General features: G+C 37.4%; 22 protein-coding genes. 9 read left to right on the forward strand and 13 right to left on the reverse strand.

Annotated elements, in window-relative coordinates; genetic code table 11:
- Positions 1–71: 71 nt before the first annotated feature.
- The 6 genes from QUF91_RS18190 to QUF91_RS18215 all read right to left on the reverse strand — a co-directional run bounded on the left by QUF91_RS18190 (position 72) and on the right by QUF91_RS18215 (position 5,515).
- Entirely contained in the window at positions 72–944 is an 873-nt protein-coding gene (locus tag QUF91_RS18190; protein ID WP_289418960.1) for a vWA domain-containing protein, read from the reverse strand.
- Between the two features lie 185 nt (positions 945–1,129).
- On the reverse strand, positions 1,130–1,789 hold the full coding sequence (gene phoU / locus QUF91_RS18195; protein ID WP_285396301.1) for a phosphate signaling complex protein PhoU: 660 nt from the start codon (positions 1,787–1,789) through the stop codon (positions 1,130–1,132).
- A gap of 13 nt (positions 1,790–1,802) precedes the next feature.
- On the reverse strand, positions 1,803–2,636 hold the full coding sequence (gene pstB, locus QUF91_RS18200; protein ID WP_285396302.1) for a phosphate ABC transporter ATP-binding protein PstB: 834 nt from the start codon (positions 2,634–2,636) through the stop codon (positions 1,803–1,805).
- A gap of 12 nt (positions 2,637–2,648) precedes the next feature.
- On the reverse strand, positions 2,649–3,527 hold the full coding sequence (pstA, locus tag QUF91_RS18205; RefSeq protein ID WP_289418962.1) for a phosphate ABC transporter permease PstA: 879 nt from the start codon (positions 3,525–3,527) through the stop codon (positions 2,649–2,651).
- A gap of 1 nt (position 3,528) precedes the next feature.
- Positions 3,529–4,476 carry a phosphate ABC transporter permease subunit PstC gene (gene pstC, locus QUF91_RS18210; protein ID WP_289418965.1) on the reverse strand — a complete coding sequence of 316 codons (948 nt, stop codon included), beginning with the start codon at positions 4,474–4,476 and terminating at the stop codon, positions 3,529–3,531.
- A 64-nt stretch (positions 4,477–4,540) separates the two neighbouring features.
- Positions 4,541–5,515, reverse strand: coding sequence for a PstS family phosphate ABC transporter substrate-binding protein (locus tag QUF91_RS18215; protein ID WP_285396305.1), 975 nt, complete (start codon positions 5,513–5,515; stop codon positions 4,541–4,543).
- 431 nt (positions 5,516–5,946) lie between these two features.
- Here QUF91_RS18215 and QUF91_RS18220 point away from each other — a divergent pair, with 431 nt between their 5' ends.
- Positions 5,947–6,141: a hypothetical protein gene (locus tag QUF91_RS18220; protein ID WP_285396306.1), complete on the forward strand. Its 195-nt coding sequence runs from the start codon at positions 5,947–5,949 to the stop codon at positions 6,139–6,141.
- A 156-nt stretch (positions 6,142–6,297) separates the two neighbouring features.
- On the opposite strand, the gene QUF91_RS18225 is transcribed toward QUF91_RS18220, so the two are convergent.
- On the reverse strand, positions 6,298–8,502 hold the full coding sequence (locus tag QUF91_RS18225; protein ID WP_289418968.1) for a peptidoglycan D,D-transpeptidase FtsI family protein: 2,205 nt from the start codon (positions 8,500–8,502) through the stop codon (positions 6,298–6,300).
- A 206-nt stretch (positions 8,503–8,708) separates the two neighbouring features.
- Here QUF91_RS18225 and QUF91_RS18230 point away from each other — a divergent pair, with 206 nt between their 5' ends.
- Positions 8,709–9,257, forward strand: a complete 549-nt coding sequence (locus QUF91_RS18230) for a hypothetical protein (RefSeq protein ID WP_289418970.1) — start codon at positions 8,709–8,711, stop codon at positions 9,255–9,257.
- 19 nt (positions 9,258–9,276) lie between these two features.
- Here QUF91_RS18230 and QUF91_RS18235 read toward each other — a convergent pair whose 3' ends face one another.
- From QUF91_RS18235 to QUF91_RS18245, 3 genes are all read right to left on the reverse strand, one after another.
- Complete coding sequence (locus QUF91_RS18235) at positions 9,277–9,882, reverse strand: superoxide dismutase (protein ID WP_285396309.1); 606 nt, start codon at positions 9,880–9,882, stop codon at positions 9,277–9,279.
- A 323-nt stretch (positions 9,883–10,205) separates the two neighbouring features.
- Positions 10,206–10,685 carry a DUF456 domain-containing protein gene (locus QUF91_RS18240; RefSeq protein ID WP_285396310.1) on the reverse strand — a complete coding sequence of 160 codons (480 nt, stop codon included), beginning with the start codon at positions 10,683–10,685 and terminating at the stop codon, positions 10,206–10,208.
- A 67-nt stretch (positions 10,686–10,752) separates the two neighbouring features.
- Positions 10,753–12,384 (reverse strand): Na/Pi cotransporter family protein, encoded by a 1,632-nt coding sequence (locus tag QUF91_RS18245; RefSeq protein WP_289418972.1) that lies wholly within the window; start codon positions 12,382–12,384, stop codon positions 10,753–10,755.
- Positions 12,385–12,578: 194 nt separating this feature from the next.
- Here QUF91_RS18245 and QUF91_RS18250 point away from each other — a divergent pair, with 194 nt between their 5' ends.
- The 4 genes from QUF91_RS18250 to QUF91_RS18265 all read left to right on the forward strand — a co-directional run bounded on the left by QUF91_RS18250 (position 12,579) and on the right by QUF91_RS18265 (position 15,290).
- On the forward strand, positions 12,579–13,097 hold the full coding sequence (locus tag QUF91_RS18250) for a DUF1189 family protein (protein ID WP_289418974.1): 519 nt from the start codon (positions 12,579–12,581) through the stop codon (positions 13,095–13,097).
- Positions 13,098–13,149: 52 nt separating this feature from the next.
- Positions 13,150–13,494: a hypothetical protein gene (locus QUF91_RS18255; protein WP_285396313.1), complete on the forward strand. Its 345-nt coding sequence runs from the start codon at positions 13,150–13,152 to the stop codon at positions 13,492–13,494.
- A gap of 95 nt (positions 13,495–13,589) precedes the next feature.
- The gene (ispG, locus tag QUF91_RS18260; RefSeq protein ID WP_285396314.1) at positions 13,590–14,705 is read left to right on the forward strand and encodes a flavodoxin-dependent (E)-4-hydroxy-3-methylbut-2-enyl-diphosphate synthase; all 1,116 of its coding nucleotides are present in this window, start codon (positions 13,590–13,592) and stop codon (positions 14,703–14,705) included.
- A gap of 12 nt (positions 14,706–14,717) precedes the next feature.
- Positions 14,718–15,290, forward strand: coding sequence for a 5' nucleotidase, NT5C type (locus QUF91_RS18265; protein WP_285396315.1), 573 nt, complete (start codon positions 14,718–14,720; stop codon positions 15,288–15,290).
- Between the two features lie 49 nt (positions 15,291–15,339).
- On the opposite strand, the gene QUF91_RS18270 is transcribed toward QUF91_RS18265, so the two are convergent.
- On the reverse strand, positions 15,340–15,468 hold the full coding sequence (locus tag QUF91_RS18270; RefSeq protein ID WP_285396316.1) for a hypothetical protein: 129 nt from the start codon (positions 15,466–15,468) through the stop codon (positions 15,340–15,342).
- Positions 15,469–15,664: 196 nt separating this feature from the next.
- Between QUF91_RS18270 and QUF91_RS18275 the strand changes: the two genes are divergently transcribed.
- Positions 15,665–16,150 (forward strand): hypothetical protein, encoded by a 486-nt coding sequence (locus QUF91_RS18275; protein ID WP_285396340.1) that lies wholly within the window; start codon positions 15,665–15,667, stop codon positions 16,148–16,150.
- A 41-nt stretch (positions 16,151–16,191) separates the two neighbouring features.
- Here the strand turns inward: QUF91_RS18275 and QUF91_RS18280 are convergent, their stop codons facing one another.
- Together QUF91_RS18280 and QUF91_RS18285 are read right to left on the reverse strand one after the other, a co-directional pair.
- Complete coding sequence (locus QUF91_RS18280; protein WP_289418975.1) at positions 16,192–16,371, reverse strand: hypothetical protein; 180 nt, start codon at positions 16,369–16,371, stop codon at positions 16,192–16,194.
- A gap of 389 nt (positions 16,372–16,760) precedes the next feature.
- Positions 16,761–17,339, reverse strand: coding sequence for a YdcF family protein (locus tag QUF91_RS18285; protein WP_289418976.1), 579 nt, complete (start codon positions 17,337–17,339; stop codon positions 16,761–16,763).
- 315 nt (positions 17,340–17,654) lie between these two features.
- Between QUF91_RS18285 and QUF91_RS18290 the strand changes: the two genes are divergently transcribed.
- Both QUF91_RS18290 and QUF91_RS18295 read left to right on the forward strand, forming a co-directional pair.
- On the forward strand, positions 17,655–18,077 hold the full coding sequence (locus QUF91_RS18290; protein ID WP_285396318.1) for a MerR family transcriptional regulator: 423 nt from the start codon (positions 17,655–17,657) through the stop codon (positions 18,075–18,077).
- Between the two features lie 32 nt (positions 18,078–18,109).
- Complete coding sequence (locus QUF91_RS18295; protein WP_285396319.1) at positions 18,110–19,438, forward strand: hemolysin family protein; 1,329 nt, start codon at positions 18,110–18,112, stop codon at positions 19,436–19,438.
- Positions 19,439–19,448: the final 10 nt, after the last annotated feature.

Here is a 19,448-nt window from a genome sequence, read left to right on the forward strand (position 1 = left end):
TTCTTCTCCTCTAACTACTATGTATATTTACACAAAAAGAAGCCGATCAACGATGATGATCAGCTCCTTTTTTATTGAATAGCATCATCCGCAAAAAAAGCCTTGTTGGCAAACCAAAATTGCTGCTCATTAAAATTATGTTCCTGCATGGTGATAACCGAAAATTCAGCACAATACTTACTCTTCATCTCATTAAGTATGGTTTTCGCTTTCTTTCCAACAAGATGCTGCCCATCAATAGGCGTACCTTCAGTAAAAATAATAATATCCGATTCTGTATAATGTTGATTTTCTTGGAGCAAACCCTTTACAAAATGAAGCACAGGCAAAATTGCAGCTTCTCCCTTTGCCTGATATTCGATAAAACCCTTAAAATCGCATAAATTGATATGACCGTTTTCAAATCGATAATGTACATGAATTTGACAATCATATGGAACGATATATAAATCTCGACGTTCACGGTGCGCATTCATAAAAAACGGTAAAATCATACTTTTACAAAGCTCTGAATATGCTGCCATACCAGTAGTTTGTTCAAGACAAATAATGATTGGACCTGGTTCTTTTTTGTATGCATCAAACGGGACATATAGGATATTTCCTTTTTTGGTTGTTTGATGCTTTAGCTTTTGACGTCTAGCAACTTGCCACTTTCGCTCATAATACAAACGCTGCTCTTTGCCATTGGCTAATCGTTCAGCTTGCTCAATAGCTGGTATGTTTTCACACATCTCGCGTATGACGTCTGCCAATTCAAGTGAAAATGCTGCCATATTTCGTAATGTTTCACTCTTGTAAAAATAATCAATAAAAATTTGTTGTTCCTTGTCACTTAATTCTTCAAGATGTAAGTGATCATATAGAAAACGTAAAAAGTCACGTTGTTCTAAAGTGATTGTAAGAGCAAATTTCTCTAAAAGTGATTGTACAGCGTCTTTCACGAAGCAACACCTCCAAAGTATGTTTTTTTGGATAATGTCTATAGTATAACCAAAATAATTTTTTGACAATACAATTATGCTTGCAGTATTTTGACGCTATTTTGCTCAACAATGTTGCTGTTATCATATAGCTTTACATCATAGACAGTAAAAAGGAGAAGAGCTTGTTAGCGGCTCTTCTCCTACTAATTATTCAATTCATAATGTTTGCCTTTTATTAAGTAAAATAAGTGTTCAGCAATATTTGTTGCATGGTCAGCTGAGCGCTCTAAATATCGGCATACAAATGTTAAATGTGTGATTTGAGAAATATGTGCTGGATTTTCAGCTCCCGCACGCATCAATAGCGTTACCGTCGCTCCATATAAATCATCGATGTAATCATCTAATTCTGCAATTTCCTTGGCACGAGCAGTATCTTCATCCGTAAAGGCTTTTATAATACTTTCTAACATTTCTACAGTCTTGTTACACATCGTTTGCAAATTTGTTGTAGGAAAGACAAGTGGTTCTTTTCCAATACGAATCGTCTCTTTGGCAATATTAACCGCATAGTCCCCTACTCGTTCCATATCTGATGCCGCTTTGACAAGCACCATAAGACGACGTAAATCTGTAGCTACAGGCTGTTGCTTGGCAATCATTAGAATAACATGATCATTGATTTGTTCTTCCAAACGATTAATGATTAAATCATCCTCAAGAATCTTTAAGGATTTCTCTAAATCCTGCTCTATTAATGCTTCAAATGCTAATTTAAGAGCATTGATACTACTAGTAGCAATCTCGATAAATTGCGCTTGAACTTCTTTTAATTCTTGCTCAAAACGTTCACGTACGACCATCTTCTGCTCCCCCTTAACCGAAACGACCTGAAATATAATCTTCAGTACGTTGATCTGCTGGTGTTTGGAAGATAACGTCTGTTTTATCGTATTCAACAACTTCTCCACTTAGGAAAAATGCTGTACGATCGGAAATTCGTGCTGCTTGTTGCATATTATGTGTCACGATAATAATGGAATAATCTTTTTTCAGCTCTTGTACAAGCTCCTCAACTTTTAATGTAGAAATTGGATCAAGTGCGGATGTTGGCTCATCCATTAAAATAACATCTGGTTCAATCGCTAAACAACGCGCGATACAAATACGTTGTTGCTGACCACCTGATAAACCATATGCATTTTGATTTAAGCGATCTTTTACTTCATCCCAAATTGCTGCACCACGTAAAGATTTTTCAACAATCTCATCAAGAATCTTTTTATTTTTTATGCCATGGATACGTGGACCATAAGCAATATTATCGTAAATAGACTTCGGGAATGGATTTGGCTTTTGGAATACCATCCCTACACGAGTGCGTAATTCTTCAACAGTATAGTTTTTATCTAAAATATTGCGCTCACGATATACTATTTCCCCTGATGTTCGAACACTTGGTACAAGCTCCACCATTCGATTTAAAGTCTTTAAATAGGTAGATTTACCACAGCCAGAAGGGCCAATTATAGCTGTTACTTCATTTTCATAGATACTTAAATTGATATCTTTTAGACCATGATGATCGCCGTACCATAAATTTAAATTACGTGTATCGTAGACTACTTTTTTAGCAACTTCAATTGAAGGCTTTGTAGCCGTATGAATCGATTTGACAACTGATTTTTCCTCTTTAAAATCTAGTACCATAAGGTCACCTCATTAATAACGTTTTTGGAATTTATTTCGAATAAAGATGGCAATAGAGTTCATCAGTAAAAGTACTGTCATAAGTACTAATATACCGGCTGCCGCTACATGTTGAAATTCCTCTTGCGGGCGTTTTGCCCAATCATATATTTGCATTGGTAAAGCAGTGAATTGACTCAATAAACCATTAGGTAAAAATTGTAAAATAACAGGAATTCCAATAACAACAAGTGGTGCTGTTTCACCAATCGCACGAGACAACGCTAAAATACTTCCCGTTAAAATTCCAGGAATGGCCGCTGGTAGCACAACACGCACGATCGTTTGCCATTTCGTCGCGCCCATACCATAAGAAGCTTCTCGTTGATCATTCGGTACTGCACGAATTGCTTCCTGTGCCGCAACAATAATAACTGGTAAAATTAATAGACTCATTGTTAAGCCAGCTGCTAAAACACTTTTTCCTAGTCCCATCATTCGAACGAAAATTGTTAAACCTAGTAAACCAAAAACAATGGAAGGCACACCTGCTAAGTTAGAAATATTCAAACGAATAAAGTCATTTAGTTTATTTTTCTTTGCATATTCCTCTAAATAAATGGCTGTCCCTACACCTAAAATAATGGACACTGGAGCAACAACTGCCATCAACCAAAGTGAACCTACTAGAGCCGCCTTTATGCCCGCCTTATCTGCAAAACGTGAAGCAAAATTTGTTAAAAAATCAATTGTTAAATAGTCGACCCCTTGAGTCACAATGCGATAAAGCAAAATAGCTAGTGTCACTAATGCAAATGTCGTTGCTAGGAAAAATAAAGCTTTCCAAACTTTATTCAAAGTAATACGCTTTGTCATTCGTTTTATGACGACCGTGTCATCAATATAGCGCATGCTAGTAAACCTCCCTGAAGCGTTTCGAAATATAATGAGCGAGTAAATTCATCACTAAAGTAAAGATAAATAATGTGAATCCAACTGAATAAATAGAATAATAGATTGTCGTACCATAACCAGCATCGCCCGTTGCAACTTGTACGATATACGCAGTCATCGTTTGAATCGAGTCTGTTACATTTAAATCGAATTTAGGTGTAGCACCACCTGCCAGTGATACGATCATCGTTTCTCCAATTGCCCGGGAAATAGCGAGAACAACTGAAGCGATAATGCCTGATAATGCGGCTGGTAATACTACTTTTACAGCAACTTCAAACTTTGTTGCGCCAAGAGCTAGAGCTCCCTCACGCATACTATTTGGAACAGATGACATCGCATCCTCGGAAAGTGACGTAATCATTGGTAAAATCATAATACCCACAACAATACCTGGACTAAGTGCATTAAAAAGTTTTAATTCTGGAATAATTTGCTGTAACAACGGTGTTACGAACGTTAATGCAAAGAAGCCATAAACGATTGTTGGCACACCTGCTAATATCTCTAAAATAGGCTTAACAATTCGTCTTACTTTTTCGCTTGCATACTCACTTAAATATATTGCTGAAGCAATCCCAAATGGTACCGCAACGACAACAGCAATAAGTGTGACTTTCAATGTTCCTGCGATTAATGGTAAAATCCCAAATAATGGTTCATTCCCTGAAAACGGTAACCACTCTGTACCAAAGAGGAAATCCGTAATCGAAACACGTTTGAAAAATTCAAACGTTTCAAAAATAAGGGTGAAAACAATGCCAAATGTCGTCAAGATTGAGATAAGAGCTGCAGAAAATAATAGAGCTGGCATTGCTTTTTCCACTATTTTCTTTGTTTTATGATTGCGCGAATTTGCAATTAATTGCTGCACAGATGTTGTTTTGTTTTCTTTTTGAGAAACCATTAGGTACTCCTTTCAAATAAGTGAGGGAAAGAGCATACATCTCTTTCCCTCTATGCATGTCTTCTTATTTTAAGCCTTCTAAAGTTTTTAAAGCTTCAGCATATTTATCTTCAGGTAGAGGGACATAGCCAACTGCTTCTGCCATATCTCCCGCATTTTCTAGAGTAAATTTGATGAAATCATACGCTGCTGCGTTATCTTTCATCGCACTATTTTTTACATAAGTAAATAATGGGCGTGAAAGTGGCGTATATTTACCATCTTTGATTGTTTCATTAGTTGGTTCAACACCATTTACTTTTACAACACTTAATTTATCTTTATTTTCTAGGTAGTAAGCGTAACCGAAGAAGCCAATTGCGTTTTTGTCACCCGCTACACCTTGAACTAGCATATTATCATCCTCTGATAATGTTGCTGTTTTTGCTAGATCAGCACCGTCTAAAATCACTTCATCAAAGTAATCGTACGTACCTGAGTCAGTACCTGGTGAGTAATACACGATTTTTTCATCTGGCCAAGATGGGTCGATATCAGACCATTTTTTCTCTTTACCATCTTCAACCCAAATTTTCTTTAATTGTTCAACTGTTAAATCCTTCGCCCAATCGTTTTCAGGATTCACGACTACTGATAAACCGTCATATGCTACAGGAAGCTCTGTAAAAGCAATTCCTGCTTTGTCTAGTTTTGCTTTCTCTTCATCTTTTACTGGACGAGATGCATTAGAAAAGTCTGTCTCACCTGCGATGAATTTTTCAAAACCACCACCAGTACCAGAAACACCTACCGATACTTTGACATCTGGTTGAGTCCCTGCATACTCTTCAACAACTGCTTCAATAATTGGTGCTACTGTTGATGAACCATCTCCAGCTACAGACCCTTGCAGTTTTTCGTCAGCAGCATCTTTTCCTGAGCTCGCTGGTGCGCTTGTTTCTGCATTGTTACCCTTTTGCGCTGAGTCGCTACCACATGCACCAAGCATTAATGCTGAACCCATTACCGCAGTCATCGTTAAGTACTTCCACTTTTTCATCTCATTTGCCTCCGTCACTAACATTTTTATAGTTATTTGTCTTACATTCTTTACTATAATGACTTATTGTTGAAGTCGTATAAACGGTTCGTAAAAGAGATGTAAAGGAATGTAATGCTTTGTAAACGATTGTAAAGATGAATTTACAATTGCAATCAATTTAGCCTTGCGTAATTGTAGCTGTCGCTTCGCTTTCGCACAGAAAACATTTGTTGTTACTGTCGCTACAGATAAATTGCCACAGGACGTGGCGTTCTTAGATTAACGTAGTAGGTGTTTAGACAATAACTAAAAAGGGATCACATCCGCATTCAACTCTCCATCCTCAGAGGTGGGAATCTTATTCTAAATGAGAATAAATTTGCTTCCTATTGGAAAGATGCTATAATAAGCAATTGTGTCAGGAAATATTCTAAGAGGAGTTAGACTTTGTGATTAAGCATGCAAAAGTACAAAATGCCGATTACTTTAAAACGTATTTAACACTTGTTATGGATCATCGAGAATTTACGCTACAGGAAGCCATTGATTTTATGGTAGAGTCTTATTTCTGTAATAATATAGAGCTTTATGGAAAAAAACCGAAGCAACAATTTGAATTAGCTATTCAACAATTATCAGTATAATAAGTCTTCTATTTATATAGAAATAAGTAAAACACGGTATGAAATTGATTTTTCATACCGTGTTTTTTGTTTTGTGGGTATTCCAGAACTTTCCGTGAGTAATACTCTGAAACTGTAAAAAAACCGCTAGGCATTTGAATGCACTAGCGGTTTCTTTTATTTTTGCTCATCTTCACCAATTTTTTCTTTTGTGATTGCTGGTAAAATTGGTTGTTTTACATTACTCTCTGTCACTTTCTCAGCTTCATATTTTGCTTTTAACTCATAATATTTATCGACAGAACGTCTTGCAATATCGTTATTATTAGTTAAATGTTGATTTAAGTTTGTTGTTGCCCATGGAATCACTACTGCATAGGCAATTTCAGGATTTTCATATGGTGCAAAGCCGACATGGGTTAAGTTAATCGTATTTGTACCGTAATACTGTTTTAAAGGTCCATAATAAACTACCTCAGCTGTCCCTGTTTTACCTGCTGCAGTATATGGTGCATTGGCAAATTGATGTCTAGCTGTACCTTTGGCACCCGTATAGACACGACGTAGCCCTTGTTTCACATAGTTGATTTCTTCTGGTGTATTATCAATTTGATTTAAAATAGTTGGTCCTATTTCAGTTACTAATTGTCCTAACTGTTGCCCATCTTTTGATGGCTCACGTACCTCTTTCACAACATGTGGCTGAATACGATAGCCACCATTGGCGATTGTCGAGATATACTGTGCCAATTGTAATGGTGTATACGTATCATATTGTCCAATCGCTAAGTCGAGTGCTTTACCCCCATAGGTTGGACCAGAAGGACCTTGCACGCCGCTAAATTCATTTGGTAAATCAATCCCTGTATTTACACCTAATCCAAATTGGGCATAAGAATTACGCATTTTCGGGAATGTATCTTCATTTAAACGTAGAGGCATCCCATAGCTATATGGTGTTCCGTTAATAAGTAAAGCTGTTTTAAACATATAAACGTTAGAAGATTGTTCTAGCGCTCTTAAACCATCCATTGATATATAGCCTGACTGATTAAAAATTGATCTTTTAAAATCAGTACCCGCTAACTTGATTGGTTCATCTCCTAGTACAGTGCTTGTTTCAATGGCTCCTAATTTATATCCAGTTAGTAATGTTGCTGCTTTAACTGAAGAACCCGACTCATAAGCTGTTGTAAATGTACCATACGAATAATCAACGACTTCATTTTTCCCTGTTTCAGGATTTTTTTCAATCTTCTTACCAACATTTGCTAAAATATCACCTGTATTTGGGTTCATCATTACTAAAAAGGCACGATCTAATAAATGTGAGCCAGAACGTGCTTTTAATTTAAGCAATTCTTCCTCGACAATTTTTTCTGTTTCAGCCTGTAACTCACTATCTAGTGATAAGACTAAATCTTTACCAGGCTCACCTTCATATGTCGTAACGGTGTCAACTACTTGCCCTTTTTTATTCGTAATATTTTTTACAACTGCTTTTTGTCCTTGTAGTAATTCTTCATATTGCGCTTCAATATAACTTTCACCAACACGATCATTTCGTGAATAATCACGAGCTAAATAATAATTCAGGTTTTCTTTTGGAATACCTTTTGTTGGTACGGTTGTGCGTCCTAAAATACCAAGTGATGATAATTTCACACGCTTCCAGTCTGTCGTTGTGTTGACACCTGGTAATTCAGTTAAACGCTCAGAAACACGTGCAAATTCGTCGGCAGTAACATTTTCACTCTTAATAATTTGCGGTGATAAGTTATAGCCTGATACCATCTCTCGATAGATTGCTAATACTTCTAAATCAGCCTCTGTCAATTGCTTTATTTCTTCGTGTGTAATTCGTTCACGTACAAGCTTATCAATCTGTGCATTGGTTTGACTTGTCGTAATATTTTCTTGTGCTCCAATTTTCTTTTTCTCTGCCTCTGTTACCTTTTTATAGGCAGCGTCATGATTTTTTAAAATCCAAAAATCCTGTTTATCACGTAAAGTGACACGGTCTGTTGGCTGTTCAATCAATTGTGCCAGCTTTTCAGCTATTTTCAACATATCTTCCGTTGTTGTTGACTGCATTTTCGTATATGTAATCGCATTTTCTGGTTGGTTATCCACTAAAATACGTCCGTTACGATCATACATTCTTCCCCTTGGCACACTTGTATTGACAGGTACTTCTTCTGTACGCTCTAAAACACGTACATAATCTTCCCCTTTTACGATTTGCATATAGCCAAGCCTGAAAATTAACATCGAAAATAAGATAAATATTGCAAAGAAAAGGACATTCATACGAAATGTTAAATTAGAGTGATGTTTTGCTTTAACACTCGTCGCGCGATTTTTCCCAGGTACTTTGCGCATATGTATTCCCCTCCTCATCTAATTACATTTTAAATACACGATACTTAGTATACCATTCGAAGGTACGACAGGAAAGCATGCACTTGCGAATTCATGATTGAAAACACCATTTATTTGACGGCACTTCGCAGTAAAAAGTTTCTGCCCTTTAGCAAGAGCTTGAAAAAAGATGCTTCTCTGTCGTTTTTGGGATTCTATCCGTAGCTTTGACTTTTCTATCCATCGCTTTGGAGGCTTTCCGTCGATTCGGCATTTCTATCCGTCGCTTTGGCAGCTCTATCCGTCTCTTCAGCAATTCTATCCGTCGCTTTGGCAGCTCTATCCGTCACTTCAGCAATTCTATCCGTCGCTTTGGCAGCTTTATCCGTCGATTCAGAGGCTATCCGTCGCTTCGGCATTTCTATCCGTCGCTTCGGCGAGGCTATCCGTCGCTTGAGCAGCTCTATCCGTCGATTCAGCAATTCTATCCGTCGATTCGGAGTTTATCCGTCTCTTCGGCAGCTCTATCCGTCACTTCAGCGAGGCTATCCGTCGCTCTGGCAGCTCTATCTGTCGCTTTGACGATTCTATCCGTCACTTCGTTAGCTCCATCCGTCGCTTCAGCAGGGCTATCCGTCGCTCTGCTGAAGCGGGTATTCTCCTGCTTCGCACGGATATTCGCTCTGCTTCTGACGATTCTATCCATCGATTTTTCTACTACCCCTAAAAAAACCAATAAAAAAGGCTATGCCGGGGTGATTCATCACCTGACATAGCCTTCTATCTAAACAATAATTATTTTGCAGCTTGGAATTTAGCTTCCACTACATCCCAGTTTACTACGTTCCAGAATGCACCGATGTAATCTGGACGACGGTTTTGGTAGTTTAAGTAGTAAGCATGCTCCCAAACGTCTAAACCTAGGACTGGCGTTTTACCTTCCATAACTGGAGAGTCTTGGTTTGGAGTAGATGTAACAGCAACTGAGTCACCATCAACGATTAACCAAGCCCAACCTGAACCGAAGCGAGTTGTAGCAGCTTTTGCAAATTCTTCTTTGAAAGCATCGAAAGAACCGAATTTAGCATCGATTGCTTTTGCAACTTCGCCAACTGGAGTATTTGAACCGCCTGGAGCGATTAATTCCCAGAATAATGTATGGTTAGCATGTCCACCACCGTTGTTACGTACAGCAGTTTGTTTGTCAGCTGGAAGAGCATCAAGGTTTGCAATAAGATCGTTAATGTCTTTTTCAGCAAATTCAGTGCCTTCTACTGCTGCATTTAAGTTTGTTACATAAGTATTGTGGTGTTTTGAATGGTGAATTTCCATTGTTTTTGCATCGATATGTGGTTCTAATGCGTCGTAAGCGTAAGTTAATTGTGGTAATTCATAAGCCATTGTTAAGTTCCTCCCTAAAGTAAAGAAATAATTAGTACACTCTTAGATTATCAAAATTGGTCAAACCATTCAACGAAAAATACTTTTAAATGAAGATTTCAGCCTTTTGACCGAAAAACCAATACGATTACTATCCTACCCTCTTTTATCAATTATGCCTCGGCATAATTGCGTCCGGAAGCTTTAACTTCTTTCAGCATATGTTTGGACACCCGCTGAAAAGTGACTTAATACCGCATTCATCTTGTAGCTGACGCTTTTCTTTCGCTTCAGAAAATAATTGCTGAAAGAAGTTAAATCACTAAACTTGCATGGGAAGAAAATCATATCGCTATAAAGAACACAATAATCATGACGATTTGAATGACAGCCTTCGCTATTGTTGATGTTAAAAAGCCAACTAGAGAACCAACACCACTTTTCACAGCCTCTTTTAATGTACGGCGCTCTACGAGTAACTCTGCAATCACCGCTCCTAAAAATGGGCCAAATAAAATCCCTGCAACCGGAATGACAAATGGGCCAATCAATAAACCAATGGTACTGCCCCACATACCAGCATTCGAGCCACCGAATTTTTTAATACCAAAGGCATTTGCCACAGTATCAGCACCAAATAACAAAACAACAAATAAAATTTCAATCGCCCAGAACCACCAGCTTAACTCTGCAAATGAGAAAAATAACCCATATACTATAAAACCACCGAGTATAAATAACATACCTGGAATTATCGGGTACACTAATCCAACAAATGAAACGATAAAGCAGGCAATCACTAAAATCCAGCCAACAACTTCCATAAAAATTCTCTCCTTTTGTCGTGCATTGCCTTTAATACGAAATTACAAAATAAAAAGTTTCATTCGTTTAATGTCGAATTCCTAATATGGAGTCCGCTATATTCACTGCATGATCACCTATACGCTCTAAATTGCTAACGATATCCGTATAGACGATACCTGCCGCTCCATTACATTCATTTGTATTTAAGCGAGCAATATGCTTTTGTCTTAGTTTATCTTCCATGTCATCTATCAAGCTTTCGAGCTCAGTTACTTCCTGTGCCAAGCTTAGACTTGCCGTATCTAAAGCCTCTATACTCTTACGAACAGCTTCAATCGCTAAACTAAACATGCCTATTAAATCTTGTCGTGCTGACTTACTTAAACTTACCTCGTGATGATCTTTATACTGTAAAAGTTCTAAAATATTTTCAAAATGATCACCTATACGTTCAATATCTCGTACATTTGTTAAAAGTGTATGGTGTCTTACTGAGTCTGCACGAGAAAGTGGCTGCTTAGACACCATTACTAAATAATCCGTGATTTCCTCGTCCAAATGATTGAGCGCTACTTCTAACTGTAACACTGTTGGAATGTGTGCAGCTTCTCCTGTTTTCATATATAAAAATGTTTCTTCTAGACCACGGAGTGCATGCTCACCCATGCGTAACACTTCCTCCTTTGCTTGACCAAGTGCTATCGCTGGAGAGGAATCAATGAAGGATGGATCTAAATGCTTCGTTGTCACATCAATATTTCCATCATGTCCAGGAACTAGTTTCGTGACAAGTGCAGTCAATCCTCCAATAAAAGGTAGCTGAATCAGCATATTCATCACATTAAACGAGCCATGCGCTATCGCTATTTGCATTTTCGATTCTAAATGGAATAGCCCACTAATCCACTCAACATATTGCATAAATGGTGTAAAGAATATCATGAAAATAATAGTACCTATTACATTAAATAGTACATGTGCCATTGCTGCACGCTTAGCATATATAGACGCACCGAGCGAAGCTAACACTGCTGTAATGGTTGTGCCTATATTTTCGCCAAACAAAATAGGTAATGCACTATCTAAGCCAATTAATTGCTCAGCATATAGGCCCTGTAGCACACCGACAGTCGCTGTTGAGCTTTGAACAAGCAATGTAAATACTGTCCCTAGAAAAATCCCTACAATAGGCTGATTACTTAGATGAAGCGTTAATGATTCAAAGTCAGCTAATTGATGAAGCGACTGCATGCTTGCACTCATAAGCTCCAGCCCTAAAAATAATCCCCCAAAGCCAAATACTATTTGCCCGATATGTTGATATGTGGCTTTCTTAAAGAAAAATAACAACCCAGCACCAAGCGCTAGTAACGGATAAAAATAAATGCCGATATCAATACCAATTATAAATGCGGTTATTGTCGTACCAATATTAGCTCCCATAATGACACCGATTGCTTGACGCAGTGTTAAAAAGCCTGCGCTCACTAGCCCAACCGTAATCACTGTCGTTGCAGAGCTCGACTGTATACAAATCGTCACAATTATGCCTACTAATACGCCCATTAAAGGGTTTGTTGTAAAGCGATTTAACCATTCACGCAGTCGATCATCTGCCGACTTTTGGAGCCCATCCCCCATAAATTTAATAGAAAATAAAAAGACTCCTAAACCGCCTAAAAATTGAAACATTATGTTTTGCCAATCTATTGTCAATTGTATTCGCTCCAATTCTTACGTCTCTACTACTCTATTCCTAATCTTTAAATGATAGTGTACAAAAAGTAAAGAAAACCTTTAACTTTTTTACACAAAGTTAACATTTCATTATCGTATTCTCAGTTATTATTACTTATTTCATATCTTGTCAAAGTTGAACATGATAGAATAGCGATTGGAGGAGATATGTTATGAAACACTCACAATTATTTATCGATAGCCTAATTCATCCAAAAAAACTCGCTGCCTATCGATTATTACCTATCGGAAAAGTTATTCAATATACCTTTCTTCTAATTACTGTTGTTACAGTTTTCTCTTTTGGTCGCTTTACGGCTGGTTTGTCTATTGATACATTCGATATGAATAGTTTAGATGGTATAACTGAATACATAGAAGACATTAAATGGTTATTGTATCCAGCAACATTCATCATGCTTTTTGTTTTTACAACGATGCTTATTTTTGTACAAATTGCTCTCTATGCATTGGCAGGTCTATTTATTTTAAAAGTCATGAAGCGTCGTGGTGAATACCGTCATATTTGGCGTACTACAACATTTGCTATGACTTGGGCAGTCCTTTTAAGTATGTTATCAGATTATTTACCAATTAACAGTACAATAATCTCTGTTTTTTCTTTACTTTTAACGGTAACTCTATTAATTGTTGCCTTCATAAAATATCCAAAACAACCAATTGCAAAATAATGTGCATGAATCCCCTCTCTTCTAAATATAGTGTAGAAAAGGAGGGGATTTTTTGCGTGCATTAGTGTTTACAGCTCTCATCATTATTTTTGCTTTTGTCGTGAAAGTAGATTTAACAGAAGGGTCATTACATCTCACTGCGTTTTATCCGAAAGATACAGAAAATGCTCTTTGTGAAAAACAGCGAGAGCCAAATTATATCACTGTACAAACTATTCCTGGTGATACCATTCATAGCTTGTTTGCACTACATCCTGCAAAAGTACCTATGACCTTTCCCGAACGCTTACAATTATTTTATGAATTAAATCCACACTTACAATTACAGGAACTTGTCTCAGGTGAAAATATTAAGCTTCCTCTGTCATTTGAATTTGAAAACAAATGCGGAAAATGAAAAGTTAGCGTTTCTTCCTTGTCCTTATTTTCTTACACTGCTAAAATAAATGTCAGTGACGGTCGAAAGTATGGCCCGAAAAGGAGAGAAAGTTAATGAGTGAAATTTGTCACCGTACAAATACACGTCCTGTGCGTGTCGGTAACTTAACAATTGGTGGTAGTAATGAATTATTCATTCAAAGTATGTGTACAACAAAAACACATGATGTCGAAGCAACAGTAGCAGAAATTCTTCGTCTTGAGGAAGCGGGCTGTCAAATTGTTCGTGTCGCAGTACCAGATGAACGTGCAGCAGATGCGATTGCGGAAATTAAAAAACGTATCAATATTCCACTAGTAGCTGATATCCACTTTGACTATAAATTAGCATTAAAAGCAATTGAAAATGGTATCGATAAAGTTCGTATTAACCCTGGTAATATCGGGCGTAAGGAAAAAGTAGAAGCAGTAGTTAATGCTGCTAAGGCTAAAGGTATTCCAATCCGTATCGGGGTAAACGCTGGTTCATTAGAGCGTCATATTTTAGAAAAATATGGTTACCCTACTGCAGACGGTATGGTAGAATCTGCCCTTCACCATATTAAAATTTTAGAAGACTTGGACTTCCACGATATTATCGTATCCATGAAGGCATCAGACGTAAATCTAGCGATTGAAGCGTACGAGAAAGCGTCTAAAGCCTTTAATTACCCTCTACACTTAGGGATTACTGAATCAGGTACATTATTTGCTGGTACTGTAAAATCAGCAGCTGGCCTTGGTGCAATCCTTTCTAAAGGTATTGGTAATACGTTACGTATTTCTCTATCTGCTGACCCAGTAGAAGAAGTTAAAGTAGCACGTGAGCTATTAAAATCATTCGGTCTTGCTTCTAATATGGCAACACTTATTTCATGCCCAACATGTGGTCGTATCGAAATTGATTTAATTTCAATCGCCAATGAAGTAGAAGAATATATTTCTAAACTTAGTGTACCGTTAAAAGTAGCTGTTCTTGGTTGTGCGGTAAATGGCCCTGGTGAGGCACGTGAAGCAGATATTGGTATTGCTGGTGCACGTGGTGAAGGTTTACTATTTATGAAAGGCAAAACAGTTCGTAAAGTGCCTGAAGAAACAATGGTTGAAGAGCTGAAAAAAGAAATCGATAAATTAGCAGCTGAAATGGCAGAAAAACGCGCGGCTGAAGAAGCAGAAAAAGCGAACGCCTAAGGAGGTGCTAGCATGAAAAAGCCCCGTTTTGGGATTGATATTGATGGGACCGTGACATGTCCTAGTACACTCATTCCACATATCAATAAACAATACAATGTAAATATTACGCTTGACGATGTGTGCGAATATGATTTTTTATCAGCATTCCCCCACCCTGTTGATCGTATTGCATTTAATACATGGTTTAAAAAAAATGAGCCATATATGTACGAGGTATCTGAAGCGGCTAAAGATGCAAAAGATATTTTAAATGCATGGAAAGATAACTACGAGCTTTATTACATCTCTGCTCGTGGCGAGAATGTATCAGATGTAACGCTAAATTGGTTTAAAGCGCAGTCTATTCCTTACGATCATATCGAGCTCATCGGTAGTCACGATAAGGTTTCTGTAGCTAAAAAGCATGGTGTTGAGGCATTTTTTGAGGATAAGCATGATAATGCAGTCATACTTGCGGAGGAATTAAAAATACCTGTTGTATTATTTGACACTCCGTATAACCGTCTTGCTGTTCCTGATAATGTTGTACGAGTTTATAACTGGCAAGAGGCAAATCAATTTATCACAAACTATTTTAAGTAACTATAAAGAGTCGTGTTCATGCGCTGAACACGACTCTTTTTTTATCTCTTTATACTTCAAGTATCCCCCGCAACCAACGCTCAACAAAATTTTCAAAGGTAATGCCATAGTTTTCATAAACACTATGGTAAACAAAATAAGTCCCTAATCGCTCAAGTAATTCATCATTAATCTTCATCCAAACCGCTCCTTTTCCTTTATTAATTTGCTGAATTTTCAGATACTTAAAATTTCAATTTCTTGAACATTCAGTGGCGTGCGCATCGTTGCAAAACCGTCACAATCTGCCTCCTTCATGCCCTTTCTTCGTATTTTTCTTTTCGTTAATATAGTAGTAACAACTTGCAAAACTGGAGGGACTACATGTGAGATGGATGACAAAAGTAGCAAGTATAGCATGCCTCTGTGCGTTGCTAGCTGGCTGTGGAGATCGGCTATCTGAAATTAAAGATGCAGCATCAGGCATAACTTCAGCAGCAAACTCCGCGGCTAGTGCAGTTAGTCGCGATGTACATGCTGTACGAGCAATTGACATTAACTATAAAGATACAACTTTTACGGTTAATGACCTATTTAAAACTATTTTACGTGACATACGTTGGGATTATGACGCAGAAAAAAATGAGCTTCATGTGAGAGGTACATGGCAGGCACCACTATTTTCTGAACAAAAGTGGAATGATACAATGAAAAAACAACTCGCAGAAACAGGTGTAGTAAGGGTTACATTCACTTTAACAGACAATAAAATTGATAGTGCTTCTACAAATGTAACACTTGTTTTTAATGATGAAACAATTTTAGAAATGACTGGTGAAGATGCACTTTATCACCTATATGATACATATTTACAAAAATAAACTCCGTAGCTTTGAAACGAGGCTATTTTCCACAAATTAGGCTAATCACCATAACGTGTGGTTGATTTCCGTTCCGACTGGGCGCTTTGTTGCTGTCGCTTCGCTTTTGCGCAGAGCAGAGCTTCCTGGGGGCGTCCGATGAGCCGCTTCACTCGCGATGCTCGCTCCAGGGTCTCATCTGTGACGCTGATCCCCGAGGAGTCGCCCAGGCTCCACTCCAATCAACTAATATACAGCGCATATATTTTAAAAAATGTCATCCACAACTTTTGGTGATGAGCCGAAAAATTATTACTATTTAAAAAAAAGGAAGATTTAATCTACAAAACGTGTAGATTAAATCTGCCTTTTTTGATATTTCGCGAATCGAAAATAAAACTAATGTACCCCGTATATCAGTTAGAACAGTTCCCTAAGACGGTTAATGGAATATTTTCCGAATAGCAATAGTTCTCTCGGCTGGACCACCTGTTTTTGCATAGGAGTACTCACTTCAAGAGTAATCAAATGAATAAAGTCCTTTAGAAGATACGATTGAATGGTTTGTTTTTGTTTAATTGTTAGTGTCATTGTCTCGTTGCAGCTCCTTCTAGACTGTTATTCTGTGATGCTAGGTGAGGATATGTATTTTTTCTAAATAATACTTCACGATAGCTAAATATTCTCTGGTGTAGTACTTAATACGAAATTCAGATGGTGTTGCAGCTGGTAAGCCGGTAACATTAAGTCCTAAATCTTCAGCAATGGATTCGGCTCGATATAGATGGAATCGGTTTGTTACAACTACAACTGTGGAATCTTTGTCTATGTAATCCATTGAATACTGAAAGTTTTCAAGAGTGCGAGTAGAATTGGATTCGGTGATGATTCGTTGTTCATCAATACCTAATTGTATTAATGATTCTTTAATTACAGAAGCTTCAGACACAATTTCGTCCTGCCCCTGGCCACCTGAAGCGATTGCAATTGTATTTGGATTTTCTTTTAAGTAGGCAGCTGCGGTCTTGATGCGCTCGAACAGCAGACTAGACGGTTGATCCCCCGATAAACGAGTACCTAAAATAATGAGGTAATCTGCATTTTCTTTCGCAGTATCTTTGCCTTGAGACACGATAAGTAAGTGTAGGCAAAGAAAAAAAACAAGTACTGCCACGAGCAATATAGTGATAAGCTTGAATACCTTCTTCATAATAACCTCCTATTTACACTGTAACGATTGACATTATATAAATTATTGGTAGCAAATTTCAATATATGAGATTGCTTTTTTAAGCTATTTTCTAAAAGATCGTCGCTATAACGACTGCTAATAAGCTCAGAATAGAAAATTGTATGGTTGATGCCCAAAATATAAATATAACATCTTCACCTAAAATAATCTCGCTCGGTGGCAATTCTTTAGTAAATAAGTCCATCCCCCCGAAGAAATCTTACAATTTAGAAATATAGGGCTCTTCTATTTGAAACTGACCAAACCATCACGTTATAATCGAAGTATCACGTGATGGTTGGAGGTGTTTGTATTGGGACAGAGAAATTAAAAATTGGCGAGCTTGCAGAAAAAACGAGTATTACAAAAAGAACAATCGATTACTATACAAACATAGGTCTATTAGAAGCAGAACGTTCTGCATCAAATTATCGCTACTACTCCCCTGCAATGATTGAACGACTTCATTATATTGAGCAACGCAAACAGGAGGGTCTTTCACTCATAGACATACAACACGAACTTAACATCACTCCGTTCGAAGAAATCGATGTACAACTATTACGTATAAAAATGCAAGACCTAGAGCATGATGTAACTTTTTTACTTGAACAAATGAACAAACAAGACTATAAAGATATTGAAAAGATTAAAAAAAATGTTTCACCCGAAAGTATTGCACTTATGCAATCTTTACTTTTACTTATTCATAATTAGGAGGTGACGTTCTGTTCATACAGAACGACTATTTGGAGACCATACTTAACTTATCGATTTTCACTATTTTATTAGCTTTAACTGGCTTTTTCGTGGCAACAGAGTTTGCCATTGTAAAAGTGCGTTCCTCAAGGCTTGACCAATTGATTGCAGAGGGCAATAAAAGAGCTATTTCTGCTAAACATGTTGTCAACCATTTAGACGAGTACTTATCTGCCTGTCAGCTTGGTATAACTGTGACAGCACTTGGTATCGGGATGGTCGGCGAAAAAACATTTGAATTTATGCTACACCCTCTTTTCGACTTAATCGGCATTCCAGATAAATATATGATGATTTTTACAATTGGTGGCGCTTTTGCCATTGCAACATTTTTACACGTTGTAGTCGGTGAGTTAGCACCTAAGACTGCTGCCATTCAAAAGGCTGAAACGATTACACTCCGTTTTGCCAAACCTATTATGTTGTTCTATAAGGTAATGTATCCATTTATCTGGTTCTTGAACGGCTCAGCTCGCGTATTAGTTGGCATATTTGGTATGAAGCCTGCTTCTGAGCATGAGTTATCACATACAGAGGAAGAATTACGCTTACTGCTATCTGAAAGCTTTAAAAGTGGTGAAATCAATAAAACAGAGCTAAAGTTTGTCAATAATGTCTTCGAATTTGATGAACGTATTGCTCGTGAAATTATGGTCCCTCGAACAGAGATTGTTGGAATTGAAATAAATGAAACTTTTACAAATATCATTCATTTTATCGCGGATGAAAAATATACTCGTTATCCTGTTTATGATGGAGATCGTGATAATATTTTAGGTTTCATCAATGCCAAGGAATTGTTTACACACGGTTTGCTTGAGCAACTAACAGACGATTCATTAGTCCTTGAAGATTTCATTAATCCTGTGATTCGAGTAATTGAAACAATTCCAATTCAAGAATTACTTGTGCGTATGCAAAAAGAGCGAATTCATATGGCCATTTTAATGGATGAATACGGCGGGACATCAGGGCTTGTTACAGTCGAGGATATTTTAGAAGAAATTGTTGGTGAAATTCGCGATGAATTTGATGATGATGAAATTGCAGAAATTCGAAAAGTAAGCGACAATCACTATATTTTAAATGCAAAAATGCTCATTGAGGATGTCGAAAATCTATTAAACGTAACACTTGATGCAGAAGAAGTTGAAACATTAGGCGGTTGGTTTTTAACATTGAATAACGGCATTAAAGCAACTAGAAATATCGAGTTAGCACCATATATATTTAGCATCTTTGAGCAACATGGCCATCAGATTCATTACATCGAGGTTCGGCCTCTTCGCGAAATTATGCCCATTGTAACAGAAGCATAATACATCTGGT

The sequence above is a fragment of the Lysinibacillus sp. G4S2 genome (genome assembly GCF_030348505.1).
Taxonomy (GTDB): Bacteria; Bacillota; Bacilli; order Bacillales_A; family Planococcaceae; genus Lysinibacillus.

What these genes read in the sequence shown, in the direction of transcription:
- QUF91_RS18270 (WP_285396316.1), bottom strand. Translation starts at nt 15,468, where the DNA reads ATGAAGATTAATGATGAATTACTTGAGCGATTAGGGACTTATTTTGTT.
- QUF91_RS18285 (WP_289418976.1), bottom strand. Translation starts at nt 17,339, where the DNA reads ATGAAGAAGGTATTCAAGCTTATCACTATATTGCTCGTGGCAGTACTT.
- QUF91_RS18240 (WP_285396310.1), bottom strand. Translation starts at nt 10,685, where the DNA reads ATGGAAGTTGTTGGCTGGATTTTAGTGATTGCCTGCTTTATCGTTTCA.
- phoU (WP_285396301.1), bottom strand. Translation starts at nt 1,789, where the DNA reads ATGGTCGTACGTGAACGTTTTGAGCAAGAATTAAAAGAAGTTCAAGCG.
- QUF91_RS18250 (WP_289418974.1), top strand. Translation starts at nt 12,579, where the DNA reads ATGAAACACTCACAATTATTTATCGATAGCCTAATTCATCCAAAAAAA.
- QUF91_RS18265 (WP_285396315.1), top strand. Translation starts at nt 14,718, where the DNA reads ATGAAAAAGCCCCGTTTTGGGATTGATATTGATGGGACCGTGACATGT.
- QUF91_RS18275 (WP_285396340.1), top strand. Translation starts at nt 15,665, where the DNA reads ATGACAAAAGTAGCAAGTATAGCATGCCTCTGTGCGTTGCTAGCTGGC.
- pstA (WP_289418962.1), bottom strand. Translation starts at nt 3,527, where the DNA reads ATGCGCTATATTGATGACACGGTCGTCATAAAACGAATGACAAAGCGT.
- QUF91_RS18235 (WP_285396309.1), bottom strand. Translation starts at nt 9,882, where the DNA reads ATGGCTTATGAATTACCACAATTAACTTACGCTTACGACGCATTAGAA.
- pstC (WP_289418965.1), bottom strand. Translation starts at nt 4,476, where the DNA reads ATGGTTTCTCAAAAAGAAAACAAAACAACATCTGTGCAGCAATTAATT.
- QUF91_RS18225 (WP_289418968.1), bottom strand. Translation starts at nt 8,502, where the DNA reads ATGCGCAAAGTACCTGGGAAAAATCGCGCGACGAGTGTTAAAGCAAAA.
- pstB (WP_285396302.1), bottom strand. Translation starts at nt 2,636, where the DNA reads ATGGTACTAGATTTTAAAGAGGAAAAATCAGTTGTCAAATCGATTCAT.
- QUF91_RS18215 (WP_285396305.1), bottom strand. Translation starts at nt 5,515, where the DNA reads ATGAAAAAGTGGAAGTACTTAACGATGACTGCGGTAATGGGTTCAGCA.
- QUF91_RS18290 (WP_285396318.1), top strand. Translation starts at nt 17,655, where the DNA reads ATGGTTGGAGGTGTTTGTATTGGGACAGAGAAATTAAAAATTGGCGAG.
- ispG (WP_285396314.1), top strand. Translation starts at nt 13,590, where the DNA reads ATGAGTGAAATTTGTCACCGTACAAATACACGTCCTGTGCGTGTCGGT.